Raw genomic sequence first — 20,539 nt, forward strand, 5'->3', positions numbered from 1 at the left:
GCGGACGGTCCGCTGGCAGGGCGAGCGCCGCCGGGCAGGAGGGAGACGTACCGAGGACGAGGGACCGCCCGGCCGCCGCCGGGAGACGGCCGGTACGCTGCCCGAGGCCCGGGACACCGCAGCCGTGCCCCGCTCCCCGCGCACCGGGCGCCCGAACCACAGCCCGCACCACCATCCGGACCACCACCCGAACCACCGCCCGAACCACCCCGGAGAGCCCGACCCGATGCGACCGCTGCGGCCGACCGGATCCGTCTCCCCGGCCTTCGGCGCCCTGCGCGGACTGCGCGCCGGGGTCCTCGCGGTGCTGTGCGTGCTGCTGCCGTCGGCCTGTCACGTCCTGGACCGGTGCCACGCGCCCCGGTGGATCGCCGTCGCCACGGTCGCCGGTGTGGCGGTGCCCGGCTGCCGGTATCTGACACGCCGCCGGCTGACGGACGCGCAGGTGCTGGGCGCCCTGCTGGCCGCCCAGGCCGCCGCGCACACCGCGTACGCGCTGCCGGGCGCCTGCCGCGCGGCCGAGCACGCCACGCCCCCGGCGGGTGTGCTGCTCGCCGGGCACCTGATCACCGCGGTCGTCGCCGCCCGGCTGCTCGGCGTCACGGAGCGGCTGCTCGGCCGGAGCCGGCCGCTGCCGGCCGCCGTGCCGCGGCTGCTGCTGTTCGTCCGGCCCCTGCTCGGCCGCGTTCACGGCCCGGGGCCGCGCGTCACCGTCCGCGCGAGCGCCTCGCCCCTGCGGTCGGCGCTCCTGGTCCGGCTGCACGAGGGACGGGCGCCGCCGCTGCCCGGCATCACCCCCGTCCCGCCCTTCTCCGGCTGACGCCGCGCACCCGCACCCCGCGCCCCCGGGCGCCCTCCACGCGGGCCGGCGACGCCGGAGCACCCCGGCTTCCCCCGTGGAAGGAATCATGAGCAAGTTCAGGAAGAACCTCTACGCCGCCGCCGTGCTCGTCGCCGGCTTCGCCGCCGCCCTGACCTCTTTTCTGCTGCTCTCCCCCGACGGCCGCGGCAGCGGCGGCCCGGACGTGCGGCCCGCCGCCGAGGCACTGCCCGTCCGCGCCGACAGCCACCGGCTGACCTCGCCGGACAGGAGCGAGCTGACCGTGGTGGAGTTCCTCGACTTCGAGTGCGAGGGGTGCGGCGCGATGTTCCCGGTCGTGGAGAGGCTGCGCGAGGAGTACGGCGACCGCGTCACCTTCGTCGCGCGCTACTTCCCCATGCCCGGTCACCGCAACGGCGAGCTCGCCGCCCGCACCGCCGAGGCCGCGGCCCGGCAGGGCAGGTTCGAGGAGATGTACGTCAAGCTCTTCACCACCCAGCGCGCATGGGGCGAGTCGCAGGACTGGAAGCAGGACGTCTTCCGCGGCTACGCCGAGGAACTGGGCCTCAACATGGCGGAGTTCGACGCCGCCCTCGCCGACCCCGAGGTGGCCGGACGTATCCAGGACGACCAGCGCGACGGCCTGGGCCTGGGCGTCCAGGGCACCCCGACGTTCTTCGTCGACGGTGAGCTGATCCGGGTCCCCGCCTCCTACGAGGAGTTCAAGGCCCTCGTCGAGGACCGGCTGGCCGACTGACGTCGGCGCCGGCGGGGGCCGCCTCAGGGGATGCGGAATCCGCGGAAGGTCACCTGCTTGCGAGTGGTGAAGCCGAGGCGCTCGTACAGGGCGATCGCACCCGCGTTCGCCTCGGCCACGTGCAGGAACGGACGCTCGCCACGGGCCGCGACGCGCGCGGCGACCGCGGTGATCAGACGTGCGGCGTGACCGCGCCCGCGCGCCTCCGGAGCGGTGCAGACGGCACTGATCTCGGTCCAGCCGGGGGGCCGCAGCCGCTCCCCGGTCATCGCCACCAGCCGGCCGTGCTCGCGGATGCCGAGGTAGGTGCCGAGTTCGTGGGTGCGTTTGCGGAACGGCCCCGGCTGCGTCCGCGCGACGAGGTCGAGCATCTCGGGCACGTCGGCCGCGCCCAGTTCGACGACGGCGGGCCCGTCCTGCCCCGGCCCGGACGGGACGCCGCCGGACCACACCATCTGACGCCCCGCCATGCGGAAGACGGGCTCCCAGTCCGGCGGCGGCGTGGCCGGGGCGCTGAACAGGTCGGCGAGCCCGCCCGAACCGAGCAGTCCGGCCAGGTCGTCCCATTCGGCCGCGTCCGGGTCGGCGGAGACCGCCGAGAACGACGCGACGTCCGGCAGGTAGCTCACCGCCCGGCCGGACCGGCGGGCGAGATGCGCGTGCCGGCCGCCGAGGGACTGGCCCACCGGGTCGTCGAGGGCCGGGACGTCGCGGTCCGTCATGGTGCTGCGCCTTCCGTGTCGCCGCGCACTCCGAGCGGTGCGCCCCCTGCATCGTGTCAGGCGGTACCGCGGGACCGGGCACCGGGCACCGGGCACCGGGCACCGGGCACCGGGCACCGGGCACCGAGTGGTGGTACCACCGCCGAGGAGCGTACGTTCGTACACTCGGCCCGGTACGCTCGGGAGCATGCCGATGGACCACTTCGCGGACGACCCGCGCTCGAACCTGGAACGCATGGAGGCCGGCGACCTCTACATCGCCGACGACCCGGAGATCGCCCACCGCCAGCAGCGGGCCGTCCGCCTGGCCACCCGGTACCAGGCCGTCTACGCCGAGGACGCCGAGGCCGCCCAGCCGGTCCTGGCCGAGCTGCTGGGCTCCGTCGCCGCCGGGGCGCACGTCCGTCCGCCGCTGTACGTCGACTACGGCAGCAACATCACCATCGGCGCGCGCACCTTCGTCAACTACCACCTCACCGCCCTCGACGTCGCCGCCATCACCATCGGCGAGGACTGCCAGATCGGCCCGAACGTCCAGTTGCTCACGCCCACCCACCCGCTGGAACCGGGTCCCCGCCGCGACAAGCTGGAGGCGGCGCGGCCGATCACCATCGGCGACAACGTCTGGCTGGGCGGCGGGGTGATCGTCTGCCCGGGGGTGACCATCGGCGACGACTCGGTGATCGGCGCGGGTGCCGTCGTGACGAAGGACGTCCCCGCCGGGGTCGTCGCCGTCGGCAACCCCGCCCGCGTGGTGCGCACCCTGTAGGGCTGTCGCCATGGCCACCGGACACACCGACCCGCGGCGCCGCACGCGCATCCTGGACGCGGCCCTCGACGTCCTGGCGGAGGAGGGCATCGCGCGCGTCTCCCACCGCAGGATCGCCGCCCGCGCGGGCGTCCCGCTGGGGTCGCTGACGTACCACTTCGACGGCATCGACGACCTGCTGCGGGCAGCCTTCAGCCGCTTCACCGACCACATCGTCGCCGTCTTCGACGCGCACCTCGGCGCACCGGCCGACCCCGGCCAGGCCCGCGAGGCCGTCGCCGACCTCATCCACACCCTGTCCGAGGGCAGCCGGCGCGACCTGGTCCTCACCCAGGAGCTGTACACCCTGGCCGCCCGCCGGCCCGCCTACCGGGAGCTCACGCAGGCGTGGATGCGCCGCAGCCGGGCCCACCTGGAGAAGCACTTCGACCCGGACACGGCACGCCGGCTCGACGCGCTGATCGAGGGCCTGACCCTGCACAGCGCCTTGTCCACCGAGCCCCACGACCGCGCCTTCACGCTGGAGGCGATCAACCGGCTCACCCGGTGACCTGAGCCGATCAGGAGCCCGGGAGCCCTGCGCTCCCGGTCCTCGCACTCCGCCTGACACCGTCGCTCCCAGGCGCCGCCCCGGGAGGGCCGGACAACGCGCTCCTCCCGGCCGCCGGCTCCCGCGGGGACACGGGACGCCGTCAGCCCTTCGCCACCAGCTCCTTGAGGGCGACGTTGAGCTCCAGCACGTTCACGCGGGGCTCGCCGATGAAGCCGAGGGTCCGGCCCTCGGTGTGCTGGTCGACCAGCCTCCGGACCTCGGTGACGGACAAGCCGTTCCTCTCGGCGACCCGGTGGACCTGGAGGTCCGCGTACCGGGGGGAGATGTCCGGGTCGAGGCCGGACCCGGAGGACGTCACCGCGTCGGCGGGCACGTCGCCCGGCTCGACCTCGTGGTGGGCGGTCGAGTTGTCCCTGACGACGGCGGCCTTGGCGTCCTTCACCCACCGGATCAGCTCGGCGTTGTCCCCCGACCGGTTGGTCGCGCCGGACAGGATGAGCTCGTACCGGGTGTTGACGGTGTTGGTGCCGAGGCCGTTCTGCGGGCGGCCCTGGAACCATTTCAGGTCGGCGGCCGGGGTCTTCTCGCCCTTCTTCAACGGCAGGTCGTACGCCTGGCCGATCAGGGAGGAGCCGACGACCCTGCCGCCGGAGCTGATCTCCGAGCCGTTCGCCTTGTCGCCGAACAGTCCCTGCGCGATGCCGGTGACGGCCAGCGGGTAGACGACGCCGGTCACCAGGGTGAGCACGAGGAGGGCACGCAGGCCGGCCCCGAGCAGACGGGCGGTGTTGATGACGGAGTTGTTCATGGCAGTCAGCCGATTCCGGGGATGAGGGACAGGAGCATGTCGATGGCCTTGATGCCGAGGAAGGGCGCGACCAGGCCGCCGAGGCCGTAGATCCCCAGGTTGCGCCGGAGCAGCCGGTCGGCGCTGACCGGCCGGTACCGCACGCCCTTCAGGGACAACGGCACCAGCGCGATGATGATCAGCGCGTTGAAGACGACCGCGGACAGGATCGCGGAGTCGGGCGAGGACAGGCCCATGATGTTGAGCTTGTCCAGGCCCGGATGGACGGCCGCGAACAGCGCCGGGATGATCGCGAAGTACTTGGCGACGTCGTTGGCGATGGAGAACGTCGTGAGCGCGCCCCGGGTGATGAGGAGCTGCTTGCCGATCTCCACGATCTCGATCAGCTTGGTCGGGTCGGAGTCGAGGTCGACCATGTTGCCGGCCTCCTTGGCGGCCGACGTACCCGTGTTCATCGCCACGCCGACGTCCGCCTGGGCGAGCGCGGGGGCGTCGTTGGTGCCGTCCCCGGTCATCGCGACCAGTTTCCCGCCCGCCTGCTCCCGCCGGATCAGCGCCATCTTGTCCTCGGGAGTGGCCTCCGCGAGGAAGTCGTCGACGCCCGCCTCCTCGGCTATCGCCTTCGCGGTCAGCGGGTTGTCGCCGGTGATCATGACGGTCCTGATGCCCATGCGGCGCAGTTCCTCGAACCGCTTGCGCATGCCGTCCTTGACGACGTCCTTGAGGTGGATGACGCCCAGGACCCGGGCGCCGGCGGCGTCCTCGACCGCGACCAGCAGCGGGGTGCCACCGGCCGCCGAGATCCCGTCGGCGACGGTACCGGCGTCCCCGGAGACCTGGCCGCCGCGCCCCTCGACCCAGGCGATGACCGAACCGGCCGCACCCTTGCGGATGCTGCGCCCGTCGACGTCGACACCCGACATCCGGGTCTGGGCGGTGAACGCGATCCACTCCGCGCCCACCAGCTCGCCCTGGTGCCGCTCGCGCAGCCCGTACTTCTGCTTCGCCAGGACGACGATCGAGCGCCCCTCGGGCGTCTCGTCGGCCAGCGACGACAGCTGGGCGGCGTCGGCGACCTCGGCCTGCGTCACACCGCGCACCGGCACGAACTCGGCGGCCTGGCGGTTGCCGAACGTGATGGTGCCCGTCTTGTCCAGCAGCAGGGTGGAGACGTCGCCGGCGGCCTCGACCGCGCGCCCGGACATCGCCAGGACGTTGCGCTGCACCAGCCGGTCCATGCCCGCGATGCCGATCGCGGACAGCAGCGCGCCGATGGTGGTGGGGATGAGGCAGACCAGCAGGGCGACCAGCACGACCATGCCGAGTTCGGAGCCGGCGTAGTGCGCGAACGGCGGCAGGGTCGCCACCGCCAGCAGGAAGACGATCGTCAGCGAGGCGAGCAGGATGTTGAGCGCGATCTCGTTGGGGGTCTTCTGCCGGGCCGCGCCCTCGACCAGGTTGATCATCCGGTCGATGAAGGTCTCGCCCGGCTTCGTCGTGATCCTGATGACGATCCGGTCGGAGAGCACCTTCGTACCGCCGGTGACGGCCGAGCGGTCGCCTCCGGACTCGCGGATGACCGGGGCCGACTCACCGGTGATCGCGGACTCGTCGACCGACGCCACACCCTCGACGACGTCGCCGTCCCCCGGGATGACGTCACCGGCCTCGCAGACGACGAGGTCACCGACCCTCAGCTCGGTGCCGGGCACCCGGGTCCCGTCGGCCTTGCGGGCCACGGAGTCGGTCTTGGCCTTGCGCAGCGTGTCCGCCTGCGCCTTGCCGCGGCCCTCGGCGACGGCCTCGGCGAGGTTCGCGAAGATCACGGTGAGCCAGAGCCAGGCGCTGATCGTCCAGCCGAACCAGTCGCCCGGGTCCTTGAGGGAGAAGACCGTCGTCAGCACGGAGCCGACGAGGACCACGAACATGACCGGCGACCTGACCATCAGGCGCGGGTCGAGCTTGCGGAAGGCGTCCGGCAGCGACCTCACCAGCTGCGCGGGGTCGAACAGGCCCGCGCCGACGCGGCCCTCGGGGGCCTTGTGCCCGGTGGGGGCGTCCTGGTGGGGCGCGAGGGTGGGTGTGGGCATGGGGTCCTGCTTCTGTAGGTCGGTGCTCATGCCGCCAGCCCCTCGGCCAGCGGGCCCAGCGCGAGGGCCGGGAAGTAGGTCAGACCGGTGATGATGAGGATCGCGCCGACCAGCAGGCCGGTGAACAGCGGTGCCTCGGTACGCAGCGTGCCGGCGGTGACCGGGACCGGCTTCTGCCCGGCGAGCGAGCCGGCCAGCGCCAGCACGAACACCATCGGCACGAAGCGGCCGAAGAGCATGGCCAGTCCCAGCGTGCTGTTGAACCACTGGGTGTCGGCGTCGAGCCCGGCGAAGGCCGAGCCGTTGTTGTTCGAGGCGGAGGTGTAGGCGTAGAGGATCTCGGAGAAGCCGTGCGCGCCGCTGTTGGTCATGGAGTGCGCCGGGGTGGGCAGGGCCATCGCGGCGGCGGTGAAGACGAGCACCAGTGCCGGGGTGACCAGGATGTAGCAGGCCGCCAGCTTGATCTCGCGGGTGCCGATCTTCTTGCCCAGGTACTCGGGGGTGCGTCCGACCATCAGGCCGGCGATGAACACCGCGATGATCGCCATGATCAGCATGCCGTAGAGGCCGGAGCCGACGCCGCCGGGCGCGATCTCGCCCAGCATCATGCCGAGCATGGTGAGGCCGCCGCCCAGCCCGGTGAACGAGGAGTGGAAGGAGTCCACCGCACCGGTCGACGTGAGCGTGGTCGACACGGCGAAGAGGGACGAGCCGCCGATGCCGAAACGGACCTCCTTGCCCTCCATCGCCCCGTTCGCCAGCTCGAAGGCCGGGCCGTGGTGGGAGAACTCGGTCCACATCATCAGGGCGACGAACCCGAGCCAGATGGTGGCCATCGTGGCGAGGATGGCGTAGCCCTGCCGCACGGAGCCGACCATGACGCCGAAGGTGCGGGTCAGGGCGAACGGGATGAGCAGGATGAGGAAGATCTCGAAGAGGTTGGAGAACGGGGTGGGGTTCTCGAACGGGTGGGCTGAGTTGGCGTTGAAGTAGCCGCCGCCGTTGGTGCCCAGTTCCTTGATGGCCTCCTGCGAGGCGACCGCGCCGCCGTTCCACTGCTGCGGTCCGCCCATGAACTGGCCGACCTCGTGGATCCCGGAGAAGTTCTGGATCACGCCGCAGGCGACGAGCACGATCGCGCCGGCGAACGCCAGCGGCACGAGGATGCGCACGACACCGCGCACCAGGTCGGCCCAGAAGTTGCCGAGATCACCCGAGCGGGACCGGGCGAAGCCGCGCACCAGCGCCACCGCGACGGCCATGCCGACGGCGGCGGAGACGAAGTTCTGCACGGCCAGCCCGGCGGTCTGCACGACATGGCCCATGGCCTGTTCGCCGTAGTACGACTGCCAGTTCGTGTTGGTCACGAAGGAGACGGCCGTGTTGAACGCCTGGTCCGGGTCGATCGAGGCGAAGCCCAGCGAGCCGGGCAGGACGCCCTGGAGCCGCTGGAGGGCGTAGAGGAAGAGGACGCCGGTCACGGAGAAGGCCAGCACTCCACGCAGGTAGGCGGGCCAGCGCATCCCGGTGTCGGGGTCGGCACCGATGCCCTTGTAGATCCACTTCTCCACCCGCAGGTGCCGCGTGGAGGAGTAGACCCTGGCCATGTAGGTGCCGAGGGGGATGTGGACGAGCGCCAGCGCGCCCGTCAGGGCGAGCAGTTGGAGCACGCCGGCGGTTACGGGACCCATGCTGAGCTCAGAACCTCTCCGGGAAGATCAGGGCGAGGACGAGATAACCCAGCAGGGAGACGGCCACGATCAGGCCGACGACGTTCTCGGCGGTCACAGCCTGGTCACCCCCTTGGCTATGAGGGCCACCAGCGCGAAACCCGCGAGCACGGTGATGACGAAGGCCGGATCGGCCATCGCGAACTCCTGAATGAGGTTCGGTTGAGACGGACCCGTACAGAAAAGCGCCTCGATGGCCGGATCAGGACGTCCGTTGACGGCTCCCATACGGCGGGGGCCTGCGTCTTGACGGCCCTCATACGCGGCCGCCGTCCCGGCCGGGTCACTCGCCCCCGCCTCCCGCGGGTGTCGACGGCACGCCGAAGGGGCCGGTGACGTGGGTCACCGGCCCCTTCGCACCGCCCGTCGGCGGCGTAGGTCAGGAGGTGCTCAGCATGCCTTCGCGCAGGCGGGCCAGCAGGCGGGTGATGAGACGCGAGACGTGCATCTGGGAGACACCGAGGCGCTCACCGATCTGGGCCTGGGTGAGCTCCTCGACGAACCGCCAGTGGATGATCTTGCGGTCGCGCTCGTCGAGTTCGGCGAGCATCGGAGCGAGGGCGTGGAAGTCCTCGACCAGGCCGAGGGCGGCGTCCTCGTCCCCGATGAAGTCCGCCAGCGCGGCCTCGCCGTCCTCGCTGCCGCTGATCGCCGCGTCGAGGGAGGCCGACGTGTAGCCGTTGGAGGCGAGCTGGGCCTCGACGACCTCGTTCTGCGGCAGGCACATCAGCTCCGCCAGTTCGCCGGTCGTCGGCGTCCGGCCGAGCCGGCTGCGCAGTTCCTCGTTGGCGCGGGCGAGCTGCACCCGGGCTTCCTGGAGACGGCGCGGGACGTGCACGGCCCAGGAGGTGTCGCGGAAGAACCGCTTGATCTCCCCCACGATGTAGGGCACGGCGAACGAGGTGAACTCGACCTCACGCGTCAGCTCGAACCGGTCGATCGCCTTGATCAGACCGATCATGCCGACCTGGACGATGTCCTCCATCTCCTCCGGCCCGCGACTGCGGAACCGGCCGGCCGCGTAGCGGACCAGGGACATGTTCATCTCGATCAGCGTGTTGCGGGCGTACTGGTACTCGGGCGTCCCCTCCTCCAGCACGGCCAGCTGGTCGAAGAAGACCCGGGACAGCTCCCGCGCGTCCTTGGGGGCCACCTTGGTGGGTTCCGCTATCTCCGGAACATCCACCACATGCTCGACAGCGTGCACGGTCGTCGCCGCCATGACGCACCCCTCCCAGTAGATCGACCTGCCCGCCACCGGACCACGGGGCAGCAGAGTCGCGTATACCCCGGGGCCCGACGGTCATGCGCCGAAACTTCACGACAGTCAGGGCAATCAGGGGAACGGGTCAGGAGCCCTTCGCGGCGGGCTCCAGAATCGCCACGCACTCCACGTGATGGGTCATCGGGAACAGGTCGAACGCCCGCAGCGTCCGCACCCGGTACCCGCCGTCCCTGAAGTACCCCAGGTCCCGCGCCAGCGCCGCCGGATCGCACGCCACGTACGCGATGCGGCGTGCCCGCAGCGACGACAGGTGTTCGACCGTCTTGCGCCCCGCCCCGGCCCGCGGCGGGTCCAGGACGATCAGGTCGACCTCCGAGATGCCCGTCCGCGGCAGCACGCTCTCGACCTTGCCCTGCTCGATCCGCACGCGGTCGAAGTCGGCGAGGTTGTGGCGGGCGTCCTCCACCGCGCGCTTGCCGGACTCGATGCCGAGCACCGCGCCCTGCTCGCCGACCCGGTCGGCGAGGGCGCCGGCGAAGAGGCCGACGCCGCAGTAGAGGTCGAGCGCCATGTCGCCCTTGCGCGGCAGCAGGCCCTGCATGACCGCCGTCACCAGGGTGTCCGCCGCCATCGGGTGGACCTGCCAGAAGCCGCCGTTGGCCACCCGATGGGTCCGGCCGTCGGCGCGCTCGCGGACGAACGGGCGGCCGTGGACGCGGTGGACGCCGCCGGAGCGCTCGTCGACGCGCAGCACAGACACCGGGCGGTCCAGCTCGACCAGCGGCAGGCGCGCGCCCGGCTTCGGCGTGAGGATGACCTGCCGGTCCTGGGAGCCCGTCGCCGCGATCGCCTCGACGGAGTCCATGCCCGTCCAGTCGCGCTTCTCGATGCCCAGCTCACTGACGCCGTCCGCGGCGATCATGCAGTGGTCGATCGGCTCGACCTCGTGCGAGCGGTGCCGGCGCAGTCCGGCCCGGCCGTCGGCCGTGACGGCGTACTGCACGCGCGTGCGCCAGGCCGGGACCTGACCCGCGGGCACCTTGTCGCCCTCGGCGGGCACCACCGTGCCGTCCCAGCCGGCCTCCTCCGGGGTGAGCCCGGCGAGCCGCTGGAGCTGCTCGGCGATCACGTCGGCCTTCAGCCGCCGCTGCGCCCCGGGCTTGGCGTGCTGCCAGTCGCAGCCGCCGCAGCGGCCGGGCCCGGCGTACGGGCAGGGCTCGTCGATCCGGTCCTTGGAGGCGTCGAGCACGCGCACCGCGTCGGCCCGCAGGAAGCGCGCGCCCTCCTCGCCCTCGGTCACCCGGGCCACGACCCGCTCACCGGGCAGGGCGTGCCGTACGAACAGCACCTGCCCCTCGGACGTACGGGCGATGCAGTGGCCGCCGTGGGCGACGGGGCCGATCTCGACCTCGTACTCCTCCCCCACCAGTGACTTCCTCGGTTCTGCCTGCATGGCGGGGTGACTCCAAAATACGAGGGGGCGACGGGCCGTACGGAAGACGGCCGGACAACAGCCCACCAGTCTACGTGGCTGCCGCCCGGCCGTTTCACACGAGCCGTCGCCTCACGACTTGCGGTCGGAGGACTCCCTGGGCCGCACCTGGGCGGGTCCCCGCCGCACCGATCCCGGCGCGGTCCACTCCTGCTGCCTGCGGGCCCGCCGCTTGGCGGCCTCGGAGGACTGCAGCTGGTAGGGGACGGAGGTCACCATGATGCCCGGCGTGAACAGCAGCCGGCCCTTCAGCCGCAGGGCGCTCTGGTTGTGCAGCAGGTGCTCGTACCAGTGGCCGACGACGTACTCGGGGATGATCACGGAGACCGCGTCGCGCGGCGACTCCTTGCGCAGGCTCTTGACGTACTCGATGATCGGCCGCGTGATCTCGCGGTAGGGCGAGTCCAGGACCTTCAGCGGTACGTCGATGCCGCGCCGGTTCCACTCCTCCTGGAGCGCCTTGGTCTCCGCCGGGTCGACGTTGACGCTGAGGGCCTCCAGGGTGTCCGAGCGCATCAGCTTGGCGTAGGCCAGGGCACGCAGCGTCGGGCGGTGGATCTTGGAGATCAGCACGACCGAGTGGACGCGGGAGGGCCGCACGCTGTCGTCGCTCGGGCCCTCGGGGGCGGCGATCTCGGCGGCGACGCGGTCGTAGTGCTTGCGGATGGCCGTCATCGTCGCGAAGAAGATCACCATGCCGAGCAGGGCGACCCACGCGCCGTGCGTGAACTTGGTGACGAGGACGACCACCAGCACCAGGCCGGTGAAGAACGCGCCGAAGGCGTTGATGGCGCGCGAGCGGATCATGTGGCGGCGCTTGGCCTGGTCCCTCTCGGTGGCCAGGTGGCGGTTCCAGTGGCGGACCATGCCGATCTGGCTGAGCGTGAAGGACACGAAGACGCCGACGATGTAGAGCTGGATCAGGCGCGTGGAGTCGGCCCCGTAGATCCCGACCAGCAGGGCGGCGGCGCCCGCGAGGAGCACGATGCCGTTGGAGAAGGCCAGCCGGTCGCCGCGGGTGTGCAGCTGCCGCGGCAGGTAGCGGTCCTGGGCGAGGATCGAGCCGAGCAGCGGGAAGCCGTTGTAGGCGGTGTTCGCGGCGAGGAACAGCACCAGTGCGGTGGCCGCCGCGAGGACGATGAACAGGAAGCTGCCCTTGCCGAAGACGGCCTCGGCGACCTGGGAGATCACCGGGTTCTGCACGTAGTCCGGGCCGAGCGGGACGCCGTTGTGGACGAGGTCCTTGGCCGGGTTCTCGGCCATGCGGACGTCGGTGGCGGCGGCCAGGGCGATGATGCCGCAGAACATGGTGACGGCCAGCAGGCCCATCATCGCCAGGGTGGTGGCGGCGTTCTTCGACTTGGGCTTGCGGAAGGCCGGGACGCCGTTGGAGATCGCCTCGACGCCGGTGAGGGCGGCGCAGCCGGAGGAGAAGGCGCGCAGCAGCAGGAAGACCAGCGCGAAGCCGGCCAGGCCCTGGTGCTCGGGCTTGATGACGTAGTCCGCGGTGGGTGCCCGCATGGTGTCGTCCAGGACGAGTCCGCGGAAGGCGCCCCAGGCCAGCATGGTGAAGACGCCGGCGACGAAGACGTAGGTGGGGATCGCGAACAGCGAGCCGGATTCCTTCACTCCGCGCAGGTTCATCAGCGTCAGCAGCACGATGACGGCGATCGCGCAGGCGACCTTGTGCTCGACGACGAAGGGGATGGCGGAGCCGAGGTTCTCGATGCCGGAGGAGATCGAGACGGCGACGGTGAGGACGTAGTCGACGAGCAGCGCGCTGGCGACGGTCAGGCCAGCCTTGGGGCCGAGGTTGGTGTTGGCCACCTCGTAGTCGCCGCCGCCGCTGGGGTAGGCGTGCACGTTCTGCCGGTAGGAGGCCACGACGGTGAACATCAGGACGACGACCGCGACCGCGATCCACGGACTGAAGTGGTACGCCGTCACACCCGCGATCGACAGGACGAGCAGCACCTCGCCGGGCGCGTACGCCACGGAGGACAGCGGGTCGGAGGCGAAGACGGGGAGTGCGATGCGCTTCGGCAGGAGCGTTTCCCCCAGCCGGTCGCTGCGCAGTGCGCGCCCGATCAGGATCCGTTTGGGCACGTCGGTCAGTTTGGACACAACAGAGGATCGTAAGCGTTCGAACGCGGGCTCGCCCACCCGCCACCCCTCATCGGTGTTCCCTCTGCTCTCCGGGTGAATCACGAGGCGCGTGCGGCTGCGGATTCCGCAGGTCACGCCGCTTCCATGCCTATATGACTAAGCCCGTCCCCGACCTGGCCGTCATCGCCCCAGGAGGCCTCATGCACGCGTCCGCGGAACTGATCGGCGCCGCAGCCACACTCGTCGTCCTCGGAATCCTCACCTTGGCGAGCGTGCGCAGCATCAGCCGCCGGTGAGCAGCCGGGCCACCCCGGCCGCCAGTTCCTCCCCTCCGATGCTGTCCGTCCGGGTCGACGGCACCGTGCAGGCGTAGGCGCCGGCGACCGCGCCGTGCAGGGCGCAGCGGTGGGGCGGTTCGCCGGCGAGCCAGGCGTGCAGGAACGCGGCCGCGAAGGCGTCGCCCGCGCCGTTGGAGTCGACGACCGGCGCCGGGGGCACGGCGGCGGGTACGCGGGTCAGCGCGCCGTCGGCCAGCAGGTACGCCCCCCGCGCCCCGGCGGTGGCGACGACGGCCCGGGCGCGGCCCCGCTCGGCGATCCGGCGCAGGGTGGCCTCCGGGTCGGCGAGCGCCGCGCCGGAGAGGAAGACCAGGTCGGCCTGGTGGGCGAAGGCCTCGTGGTAGGGGTTCTCGCCGTCCCAGTCGTGCAGGTCGGTGGAGATCGTGACGCCCGCCGCCCGCAGCACCGGAAGGGCGTGGACGCAGGGCTGGGTGATGACGACATGGGCGTGCCGGCTGACGGCGGCCAGTTCCCGCACCGTGGTCTCGGGCAGCCGGTCCGTGTCGGCCGCGCGGGTGGCGTCGTACAGGGACAGCCGCCGGCCCTCGGGGTCCACGAGGTTGACCGCGCGTTTGGTGCCGAGCGGCTGCGGGACGGCCGTGAGCGGGATGCCCCGGTCGCGGTGGAGCGCCCGGACGAGTTCGCCCTCGGGGTCGTCGCCGAGCATGTCGAGGTGGTGGGTGCGCAGCCCCAGCGCGCTCAGCGCCAGGGCGACGAAGTCCCCGCTCTGGCCGGCGCGCGTGACGATGCCGGGCCGGATCATGTGGCTGTCCGCGTACGGCACGGGCAGTTCGGGCACGTGCACGATCGTGTCCACGCCCGCGCCGCCCAGCACCAGGACGTCGATCTCGGTGGTCATGGCAGTTTCCTCCCCCGTCCGGACCGCCGCCGGGGCCCCGGCAGGGCCCTCGGCAACGCCCCCGTCTTTGCCGATACGTTGGAGTCGGGCAGCCGAACGGCGGCACGCCCCCGGAGGGCATCATGGCCTGATTCCACCGGCATGATGTTGCCTGGCGGTCCGCACTCCGGCCGCGACGTGTTGCCTGGCGAGCCGAAAGAGAGACATGAGCACGACAGTCATGAAGGTCAGAGGGCCTGCAGGAAGCGCGGTGTGACGCGATGCATATTGTCATCATGGGTTGTGGAAGGGTCGGCTCCGCCCTGGCCCAGAACCTGGAGCAGCAGGGCCACACCGTCGCCGTGGTCGACCAGGACCCCACCGCCTTCCGCCGCCTGGGGTCCTCCTTCGGCGGCCGCCGTGTCACCGGGGTCGGCTTCGACCAGGGCACCCTGAAGGAGGCGGGCATCGAGGAGGCCGGTGCCTTCGCCGCCGTCTCCAGCGGTGACAACTCCAACATCATCGCCGCCCGCGTGGCCCGCGAGATGTTCGGCATCGAGAACGTCGCGGCGCGCATCTACGACCCGCGCCGCGCCGAGGTGTACCAGCGCCTGGGCATCCCGACCGTCGCGACCGTCCGCTGGACGGCCGACCAGATGCTGCGCCGGCTGCTGCCCTCCGGCGCCGAGCCGCTGTGGCGCGACCCCACCGGCGGTGTCCAGCTCGCCGAGGTGCACACCTCCACCGCCTGGGTCGGTCACAAGATCAGCCGGATCCAGGAGGAGACGGGCGTGCGCGTGGCGTTCCTGACCCGGCTCGGTGAGGCGGTCCTGCCCACCTCCCAGACGGTCCTGCAGGAGGGCGACCTGGTGCACGTGATGATGCGCACCGACGAGGTCGACAAGGTCGAGGCGGCGTTCGCCAAGGGTCCCGAAGAGGAGGGCGGTCACTGATGAGGGTCGCCATTGCCGGAGCCGGCGCGGTCGGCCGCTCGATCGCGGGCGAACTGCTGGAGAACGGCCACGAGATCCTGCTGATCGACAAGGCCCCTACCGCCATCTCGGTCGAACGCGTCCCGCAGGCCGAGTGGCTGCTGGCCGACGCGTGCGAGATCACGTCCCTGGACGAGGCCGCGCTCCAGCGCTGCAACGTGGTGATCGCCGCGACGGGCGACGACAAGGTCAACCTGGTCGTCTCCCTGCTGGCCAAGACGGAGTACGGCGTCCCGCGCGTCGTCGCCCGGGTGAACAACCCGAAGAACGAGTGGCTGTTCAACGAGTCGTGGGGCGTGGACGTCGCCGTCTCCACGCCGCGCCTGATGTCGGCCCTCGTCGAGGAGGCGGTGAGCGTGGGCGACCTGGTCCGCCTGCTCCGCTTCAGCCACGGCGACGCCAACCTCGTCGAGCTGACCCTGCCGGAGGAGTCGGCCCTGGCCGGCACGCAGGTGGGCGACGTCGAGTGGCCCGAGGACACGTCCCTGGTCACGATCATCCGGGGCACCCGCGTCCTGACGCCCTCCCGGGAGGACTCCCTGGAGGCCGGTGACGAGCTCCTCTTCGTGGCCGCGCAGGCCCGCGAGGAGCAGCTGGAGGACCTGCTGTCGGTGCGCCGGGACAGCGCGGCGAGCTGATCGGGCCCCACGGGGAGCAAGCGGAAGGGGCGTCCCGAACCACTCGGGACGCCCCTTGCCTCAGCTCCACGGGCTCGCTCGCCTCAGCTGGACGGGCTCACTGCTCGGCGGACCGGGCGGCGGCCTGCCGTTCCCGCTCCTCGGCGGCCTTCTCCTCCGCCTCCATCTCCGCGAACACGTCGATCGGCGCGGGCGCCTTCGCCAGGAAGACCCAGGTCAGCCAGACCGCGAGCAGGAAGGGCGGGATCTTCAGGGCGACCAGGACCCAGCCCAGCTGGGTCGTGTCGGCCCACCAGTACAGCGGGAAGAGGATCGCGCACTTGGCGAGCAGGATCGCGCCCCAGGCGTAACTGGCCTTCGTGTACGCCTTCTTGCGTCCAGGGTTCCGCGTGCGCCAGGAGAGGTTCTCCTTGAAGACCGGGCCGAGGATCAGCCCGATGAGCGGCACCCCGCACACGGCCGTGATCACGTACGCGAGTCCGAGGCCCAGCGTGTAGAGCATGCCGGGCAGGTAGAAGTCCTTGGCGTTGCCGGTCATCATCGCGAAGACGACACCGAAGGCCACACCGAAGACACCGCTGAAGGCGTGCTTGACGGTGTCCTTCATCACCAGCCGGACCACGACCAGCACGAGCGACACGGCCAGCGCCGCGATCGCCGACAGGTGCAGGTCCTTGTTGATCGTGTAGATGGTGACGAAGAGCAGGCCGGGCACCACCGTCTCGACCATGCCCCGCACGCCGCCGAACGCCTCGAACAGGGCGGCCTCGGTCACCGCCCGGGCGTCGTCCGCAGAATTCTCTTCGGTCGGCTTGTCGAGCGACGTCACCGGCTACTCCCGTCCGAGGGGTCTCAGTTCGTACTTGGGATTGAACAGCACCCGGCGGCCCCGGCTCATGGAGATCCGGCCCGATGCGATCAGCTTGCGGCCCGGCTCTATGCCCACGATGGAGCGCCGGCCGAGCCACACCACGTCCAGCGCGGCCGAGCCGTCGAACAGCTCCGCCTCCAGGGCCGGCACTCCGGCCCGCGGCCGCAGGGTGACCGTGCGCAAGGTACCAGTAACCGTCACGATCTGGCGGTCCTGGCAGTCTCCGATCCGGATGCAGCCGGCGGTCTCGGTGTCCTCCCGCAGTTCCTCGGACTCCAGGTCCTCCTGCGACGAGGAAAGCCGGTCGAGCATGCGCCGGAACCGGCCCGCCGGCTTTTCGGAACGAGGAACACCACTCATATCTGAAGCGTACCGGGGCGTGCCGACAACTCCGTAGCCCTGGGGCGGGGACCCCGCCCGGCGGGCACGGCTCACTTCTCGAACCGGTAGCCCATCCCGGGCTCGGTGATGAAGTGCTTCGGATGCGAGGGGTCCGCCTCCAGCTTGCGCCGCAGCTGCGCCATGTACACGCGCAGGTAGTTGGTCTCCGTCCCGTACGAGGGCCCCCACACCTCCTGCAGCAGCTGCTTCTGCCCGACCAGGCGGCCGCTGTTGCGCACCAGGACCTCCAGCAGGTGCCACTCGGTGGGGGTAAGCCGGACGTCCTTCCCGGCGCGCTGCACCTTCTTCGCGGCCAGGTCGACGGTGAACTCGCCGGTCTCCACGATCACCTCGCCCTCACCGCCGGCGGGCTCGGCCCGGCGCACGGCGGCCCGCAGCCGCGCCAGCAGCTCGTCCATGCCGAAGGGCTTGGTGACGTAGTCGTCGGCGCCCGCGTCCAGCGCCTCGACCTTCTCGTCGGAGGAGTGCCGCGCGGACAGCACCAGGATCGGCACCCGGGTCCAGCCGCGCAGCCCCCTGATCACCTCGACGCCGTCCATGTCGGGCAGCCCGAGGTCGAGGACGACGACGTCGGGGTGGCGGGCCACGGCGAGCTGGAGGGCCGTGGCACCGTCGTGGGCCGCGTCGACCTCGTAGGTGCGTGCCTTGAGGTTGATCACGAGGGCGCGCACGATCTGCGGCTCGTCGTCGACCACCAGGACGCGGGTCATGAGGCCTGCCTTTCCGGTTCTGCCAGGGGTTCTGCCGACAGGGGCTCCGGGCGGGTGCCCGCCGCGCGGAGGGTGAGGACCATGGTGAGCCCGCCGCCGGGGGTGTCCTCGGCGTTCAGGGTGCCGCCCATGGCCTCGGCGAAGCCGCGCGCCACCGCGAGCCCCAGTCCCACCCCGGCGCCGCGCGGGGCGTCGCCGTAACGCTGGAAGGGCTCGAAGATACGTTCCTTCGCCGTGTCCGGGACGCCCGGTCCCCGGTCGACCACCCGCACCTCGACCCGGTCGGCGAGCGCGCTCGCCGCGACCAGCACGGGCACCCCGGGCGGACTGTACTTGACGGCGTTCTCGACGAGGTTCGCCATCGCGCGCTCCAGCAGCCCGGGGTCGACCTCGACCATGGGCAGGCTCTCCGGCACGTCCAGGTCGACACTGCCCTCGGGCACGCCGCCGAGCGCCATCGGCGCCACCTCGTCGACGTCGATCTCGCGGATCAGCGGGGTGACGGTGCCGGTCTGGAGGCGGGACATGTCGAGCAGGTTGCCGACGAGGTGGTCGAGCCGGTCGGCGCCCTCCTCGATGCCCTCCAGCAGCTCGGCCCGGTCCTCCTCGGACCACTCGACGTCCTCGGAGCGCAGCGAGGACACCGCCGCCTTGATCCCGGCCAGCGGCGTGCGCAGGTCGTGGCTGACGGCGGCCAGCAGCGCCGTACGGATGCGGTTGCCCTCGGCGAGCCCGCGGGCCCGGTCGGCCTCCTCGCGCAGCCGGCGCCGGTCCAGGACGACGGCGGCCTGGGCGGCGAAGGCGGCCAGCACCCGGCGGTCCTCGGCGGGCAGGACGCGGCCGGTCAGCGCGAGGGCCATGTGGTCCCCGACCGGCATGTCCACGTCCGCCTGGTCGGGCCGTTCGACGGGCCGCCCCTGGCCGGCGCGGCCCGCGCAGGTCCAGGGCTCGACGTCGCCCGCCCGTTCCAGCAGGGCGGCGGACTCCATGCCGAAGGTCTCCCGGACCCGCTCCAGCAGTTCCTCCAGGCCGGTCTCCCCGCGCAGCACGTTCCCGGCGAGGAACGACAGGATCTCCGACTCGGCCCGCAGCCGGGCCGCCTGCTGGGTGCGGCGGGCGGCGAGGTCGACGACGGAGGCGACCGCCGCGCCGACGGCCACGAAGATCACGATGGCGACGATGTTCTTCGGGTCGGCGATGGTCCACTGGTGCAGGGGCGGTGCGTAGAAGTAGTTCAGCAGCAGCGACCCGACCGCGGCCGAGGTCAGCGCGGGCAGCAGCCCGCCGAGCAGGGCCGCGGCGACGGTGAGCGCCAGGAACAGCAGCATGTCGTTGGCGAGGCCGAGGTCGACGGCGCTCAGCAGCACCGTCAGCAGCGGCGGCCCGGCGACACCGGTGATCCACCCCCACACCCGCCGGGACCGCCCGAGGCGCGCGCCCCGGGCCACCGGCAGGCCACGGCCCTTGGCGACCTCGTCGTGGGTGACGATGTGCACGTCGAGGTCGGGCCCGGACTCCCGGGCGACGGTGGCGCCGACTCCGGGTCCGAAGACGTACTGCCAGGTCTTGCGGCGGGAGGAGCCCAGCACGATCTGGGTGGCGTTCACGCCGCGGGCGAAGGAGAGCAGCGCGGCCGGTATGTCGTCGCCGACCACGTGGTGGAAGGTGCCGCCGAGGTCCTCCACCAGGGTCCGCTGGAGGGCCAGTTCCTTGGGCGAGGCGGAGGTCAGCCCGTCACTGCGCGCTATGTAGACGGCGAGCACCTCGCCGCCGGCGCCCTTCTCGGCCAGCCGGGCGGCGCGGCGGATGAGCGTACGGCCCTCGGGGCCGCCGGTCAGGCCGACCACGATCCGCTCGCGCGAGCCCCAGATGCGCGACACCCGGTGCTCACTGCGGTACTGGGTGAGGTAGGCGTCGACCCGGTCGGCCACCCACAGCAGCGCCAGCTCGCGCAGGGCGGTGAGGTTGCCGGGGCGGAAGTAGTTCGACAGGGCCGCGTCGACCTTGTCGGGCCGGTAGATGTTGCCGTGTGCCATCCGCCGCCGCAGCGCCTCGGGCGACATGTCGACCAGCTCGATCTGGTCCGCCCGCCGCACCACCTCGTCCGGCACGGTCTCCTGCTGCCGGACGCCGGTGATCGACTCGACGACGTCCCCGAGGGACTCCAGGTGCTGGATGTTGACGGTCGAGACGACGTCGATGCCGGCGGCCAGCAGTTCCTCCACGTCCTGCCAGCGCTTGGCGTTGCGGGAGCCGGGGACGTTGGTGTGGGCGAGCTCGTCCACCAGGGCGACCCGGGGGCGGCGGGCGAGCACGGCGTCGAGGTCCATCTCGGGGAAGACGCTCCCGCGGTACTCCAGCTCCCGGCGCGGCACCTGCTCCAGACCGTGCAGCAGCACCTCGGTGCGATGCCGGTCGTGGTGCTCGACGAAGGCGACCACGCAGTCGGTGCCCCGCTCGACACGGCGGTGCGCCTCGGACAGCATCGCGTACGTCTTGCCGACGCCCGGTGCCGCCCCGAGGTAGATCCGTAGCTTGCCGCGTGCCATGGCCCCATTGTCTTCCGGTCTGCTGCCTGCGCAGCGTCGACCTTACGGCCGGCCGGGGCGGCGTGCCGGTGCCGGGCGCGTCCGCGGGCCGGTCCTTGACGGAACCCTGACGCGCCCGGCCGGCCGAGG

21 protein-coding genes are annotated in these 20,539 nt (G+C 71.9%); 7 read left to right on the forward strand and 14 right to left on the reverse strand.

The genetic code is table 11. The features are described 5' to 3' along the window. Positions 1-226: 226 nt before the first annotated feature. Both ACPXCS_RS09020 and ACPXCS_RS09025 read left to right on the forward strand, forming a co-directional pair. Positions 227-820, forward strand: a complete 594-nt coding sequence (locus tag ACPXCS_RS09020; RefSeq protein WP_425944841.1) for a hypothetical protein — start codon at positions 227-229, stop codon at positions 818-820. A gap of 88 nt (positions 821-908) precedes the next feature. Further along, on the forward strand, positions 909-1,577 hold the full coding sequence (locus ACPXCS_RS09025; protein WP_425944842.1) for a DsbA family protein: 669 nt from the start codon (positions 909-911) through the stop codon (positions 1,575-1,577). A 23-nt stretch (positions 1,578-1,600) separates the two neighbouring features. On the opposite strand, the gene ACPXCS_RS09030 is transcribed toward ACPXCS_RS09025, so the two are convergent. Continuing rightward, entirely contained in the window at positions 1,601-2,299 is a 699-nt protein-coding gene (locus ACPXCS_RS09030; RefSeq protein WP_425944843.1) for a GNAT family N-acetyltransferase, read from the reverse strand. Between the two features lie 187 nt (positions 2,300-2,486). On the opposite strand from ACPXCS_RS09030, the gene ACPXCS_RS09035 reads away from it, so the two are divergent. Beyond that, positions 2,487-3,068 carry a sugar O-acetyltransferase gene (locus ACPXCS_RS09035; protein WP_425944844.1) on the forward strand — a complete coding sequence of 194 codons (582 nt, stop codon included), beginning with the start codon at positions 2,487-2,489 and terminating at the stop codon, positions 3,066-3,068. A gap of 10 nt (positions 3,069-3,078) precedes the next feature. Then, positions 3,079-3,618 carry a TetR/AcrR family transcriptional regulator gene (locus ACPXCS_RS09040; protein ID WP_425944845.1) on the forward strand — a complete coding sequence of 180 codons (540 nt, stop codon included), beginning with the start codon at positions 3,079-3,081 and terminating at the stop codon, positions 3,616-3,618. Positions 3,619-3,760: 142 nt separating this feature from the next. Here the strand turns inward: ACPXCS_RS09040 and ACPXCS_RS09045 are convergent, their stop codons facing one another. The 8 genes from ACPXCS_RS09045 to ACPXCS_RS09080 all read right to left on the reverse strand — a co-directional run bounded on the left by ACPXCS_RS09045 (position 3,761) and on the right by ACPXCS_RS09080 (position 13,090). Continuing rightward, the gene (locus ACPXCS_RS09045) at positions 3,761-4,429 is read right to left on the reverse strand and encodes a potassium-transporting ATPase subunit C (protein WP_425944846.1); all 669 of its coding nucleotides are present in this window, start codon (positions 4,427-4,429) and stop codon (positions 3,761-3,763) included. 5 nt (positions 4,430-4,434) lie between these two features. Further along, the gene (gene kdpB, locus ACPXCS_RS09050) at positions 4,435-6,549 is read right to left on the reverse strand and encodes a potassium-transporting ATPase subunit KdpB (protein WP_425944847.1); all 2,115 of its coding nucleotides are present in this window, start codon (positions 6,547-6,549) and stop codon (positions 4,435-4,437) included. Next, positions 6,546-8,210, reverse strand: coding sequence for a potassium-transporting ATPase subunit KdpA (kdpA, locus tag ACPXCS_RS09055; protein WP_425944848.1), 1,665 nt, complete (start codon positions 8,208-8,210; stop codon positions 6,546-6,548). The genes kdpB and kdpA overlap by 4 nt, the downstream gene beginning before the upstream one ends. A 7-nt stretch (positions 8,211-8,217) precedes the next feature. Next, positions 8,218-8,307 (reverse strand): K(+)-transporting ATPase subunit F, encoded by a 90-nt coding sequence (kdpF, locus tag ACPXCS_RS09060; RefSeq protein WP_069767153.1) that lies wholly within the window; start codon positions 8,305-8,307, stop codon positions 8,218-8,220. After that, on the reverse strand, positions 8,304-8,477 hold the full coding sequence (locus ACPXCS_RS09065) for a hypothetical protein (RefSeq protein WP_425944849.1): 174 nt from the start codon (positions 8,475-8,477) through the stop codon (positions 8,304-8,306). Before ACPXCS_RS09065 ends, kdpF begins: the two co-directional genes overlap by 4 nt. Positions 8,478-8,628: 151 nt before the next feature. Further along, positions 8,629-9,471, reverse strand: coding sequence for an RNA polymerase sigma factor SigF (locus tag ACPXCS_RS09070; protein WP_425944850.1), 843 nt, complete (start codon positions 9,469-9,471; stop codon positions 8,629-8,631). Positions 9,472-9,598: 127 nt separating this feature from the next. After that, the gene (locus ACPXCS_RS09075; RefSeq protein WP_425944851.1) at positions 9,599-10,927 is read right to left on the reverse strand and encodes a class I SAM-dependent RNA methyltransferase; all 1,329 of its coding nucleotides are present in this window, start codon (positions 10,925-10,927) and stop codon (positions 9,599-9,601) included. A 111-nt stretch (positions 10,928-11,038) separates the two neighbouring features. Further along, positions 11,039-13,090 carry an APC family permease gene (locus tag ACPXCS_RS09080; RefSeq protein ID WP_425944852.1) on the reverse strand — a complete coding sequence of 684 codons (2,052 nt, stop codon included), beginning with the start codon at positions 13,088-13,090 and terminating at the stop codon, positions 11,039-11,041. A gap of 134 nt (positions 13,091-13,224) precedes the next feature. Here ACPXCS_RS09080 and ACPXCS_RS09085 point away from each other — a divergent pair, with 134 nt between their 5' ends. Beyond that, positions 13,225-13,368 (forward strand): hypothetical protein, encoded by a 144-nt coding sequence (locus ACPXCS_RS09085; protein WP_425944981.1) that lies wholly within the window; start codon positions 13,225-13,227, stop codon positions 13,366-13,368. Here the strand turns inward: ACPXCS_RS09085 and ACPXCS_RS09090 are convergent. Continuing rightward, positions 13,355-14,269 (reverse strand): PfkB family carbohydrate kinase, encoded by a 915-nt coding sequence (locus tag ACPXCS_RS09090; RefSeq protein ID WP_425944853.1) that lies wholly within the window; start codon positions 14,267-14,269, stop codon positions 13,355-13,357. The genes ACPXCS_RS09085 and ACPXCS_RS09090 overlap by 14 nt on opposite strands. A gap of 260 nt (positions 14,270-14,529) precedes the next feature. Here ACPXCS_RS09090 and ACPXCS_RS09095 point away from each other — a divergent pair, with 260 nt between their 5' ends. Both ACPXCS_RS09095 and ACPXCS_RS09100 read left to right on the forward strand, forming a co-directional pair. Next, positions 14,530-15,201 carry a potassium channel family protein gene (locus tag ACPXCS_RS09095; RefSeq protein WP_425970925.1) on the forward strand — a complete coding sequence of 224 codons (672 nt, stop codon included), beginning with the start codon at positions 14,530-14,532 and terminating at the stop codon, positions 15,199-15,201. Further along, positions 15,201-15,878, forward strand: coding sequence for a potassium channel family protein (locus ACPXCS_RS09100; RefSeq protein WP_184989401.1), 678 nt, complete (start codon positions 15,201-15,203; stop codon positions 15,876-15,878). The genes ACPXCS_RS09095 and ACPXCS_RS09100 overlap by 1 nt, the downstream gene beginning before the upstream one ends. A gap of 97 nt (positions 15,879-15,975) precedes the next feature. Here ACPXCS_RS09100 and ACPXCS_RS09105 read toward each other — a convergent pair whose 3' ends face one another. The 4 genes from ACPXCS_RS09105 to ACPXCS_RS09120 all read right to left on the reverse strand — a co-directional run bounded on the left by ACPXCS_RS09105 (position 15,976) and on the right by ACPXCS_RS09120 (position 20,410). Next, the gene (locus tag ACPXCS_RS09105; protein ID WP_309094476.1) at positions 15,976-16,707 is read right to left on the reverse strand and encodes a DUF3159 domain-containing protein; all 732 of its coding nucleotides are present in this window, start codon (positions 16,705-16,707) and stop codon (positions 15,976-15,978) included. Between the two features lie 3 nt (positions 16,708-16,710). Further along, positions 16,711-17,109 carry an OB-fold nucleic acid binding domain-containing protein gene (locus ACPXCS_RS09110; RefSeq protein ID WP_425944855.1) on the reverse strand — a complete coding sequence of 133 codons (399 nt, stop codon included), beginning with the start codon at positions 17,107-17,109 and terminating at the stop codon, positions 16,711-16,713. 71 nt (positions 17,110-17,180) lie between these two features. Then, positions 17,181-17,861, reverse strand: a complete 681-nt coding sequence (locus tag ACPXCS_RS09115; protein WP_425944856.1) for a response regulator — start codon at positions 17,859-17,861, stop codon at positions 17,181-17,183. Beyond that, positions 17,858-20,410: an ATP-binding protein gene (locus ACPXCS_RS09120; protein WP_425944857.1), complete on the reverse strand. Its 2,553-nt coding sequence runs from the start codon at positions 20,408-20,410 to the stop codon at positions 17,858-17,860. The genes ACPXCS_RS09115 and ACPXCS_RS09120 overlap by 4 nt, the downstream gene beginning before the upstream one ends. Positions 20,411-20,539 lie beyond the last annotated feature (129 nt).

The sequence above is a fragment of the Streptomyces sp. DT190 genome (genome assembly GCF_049846985.1).
In the GTDB taxonomy this organism is placed as follows: domain Bacteria; phylum Actinomycetota; class Actinomycetes; order Streptomycetales; family Streptomycetaceae; genus Streptomyces.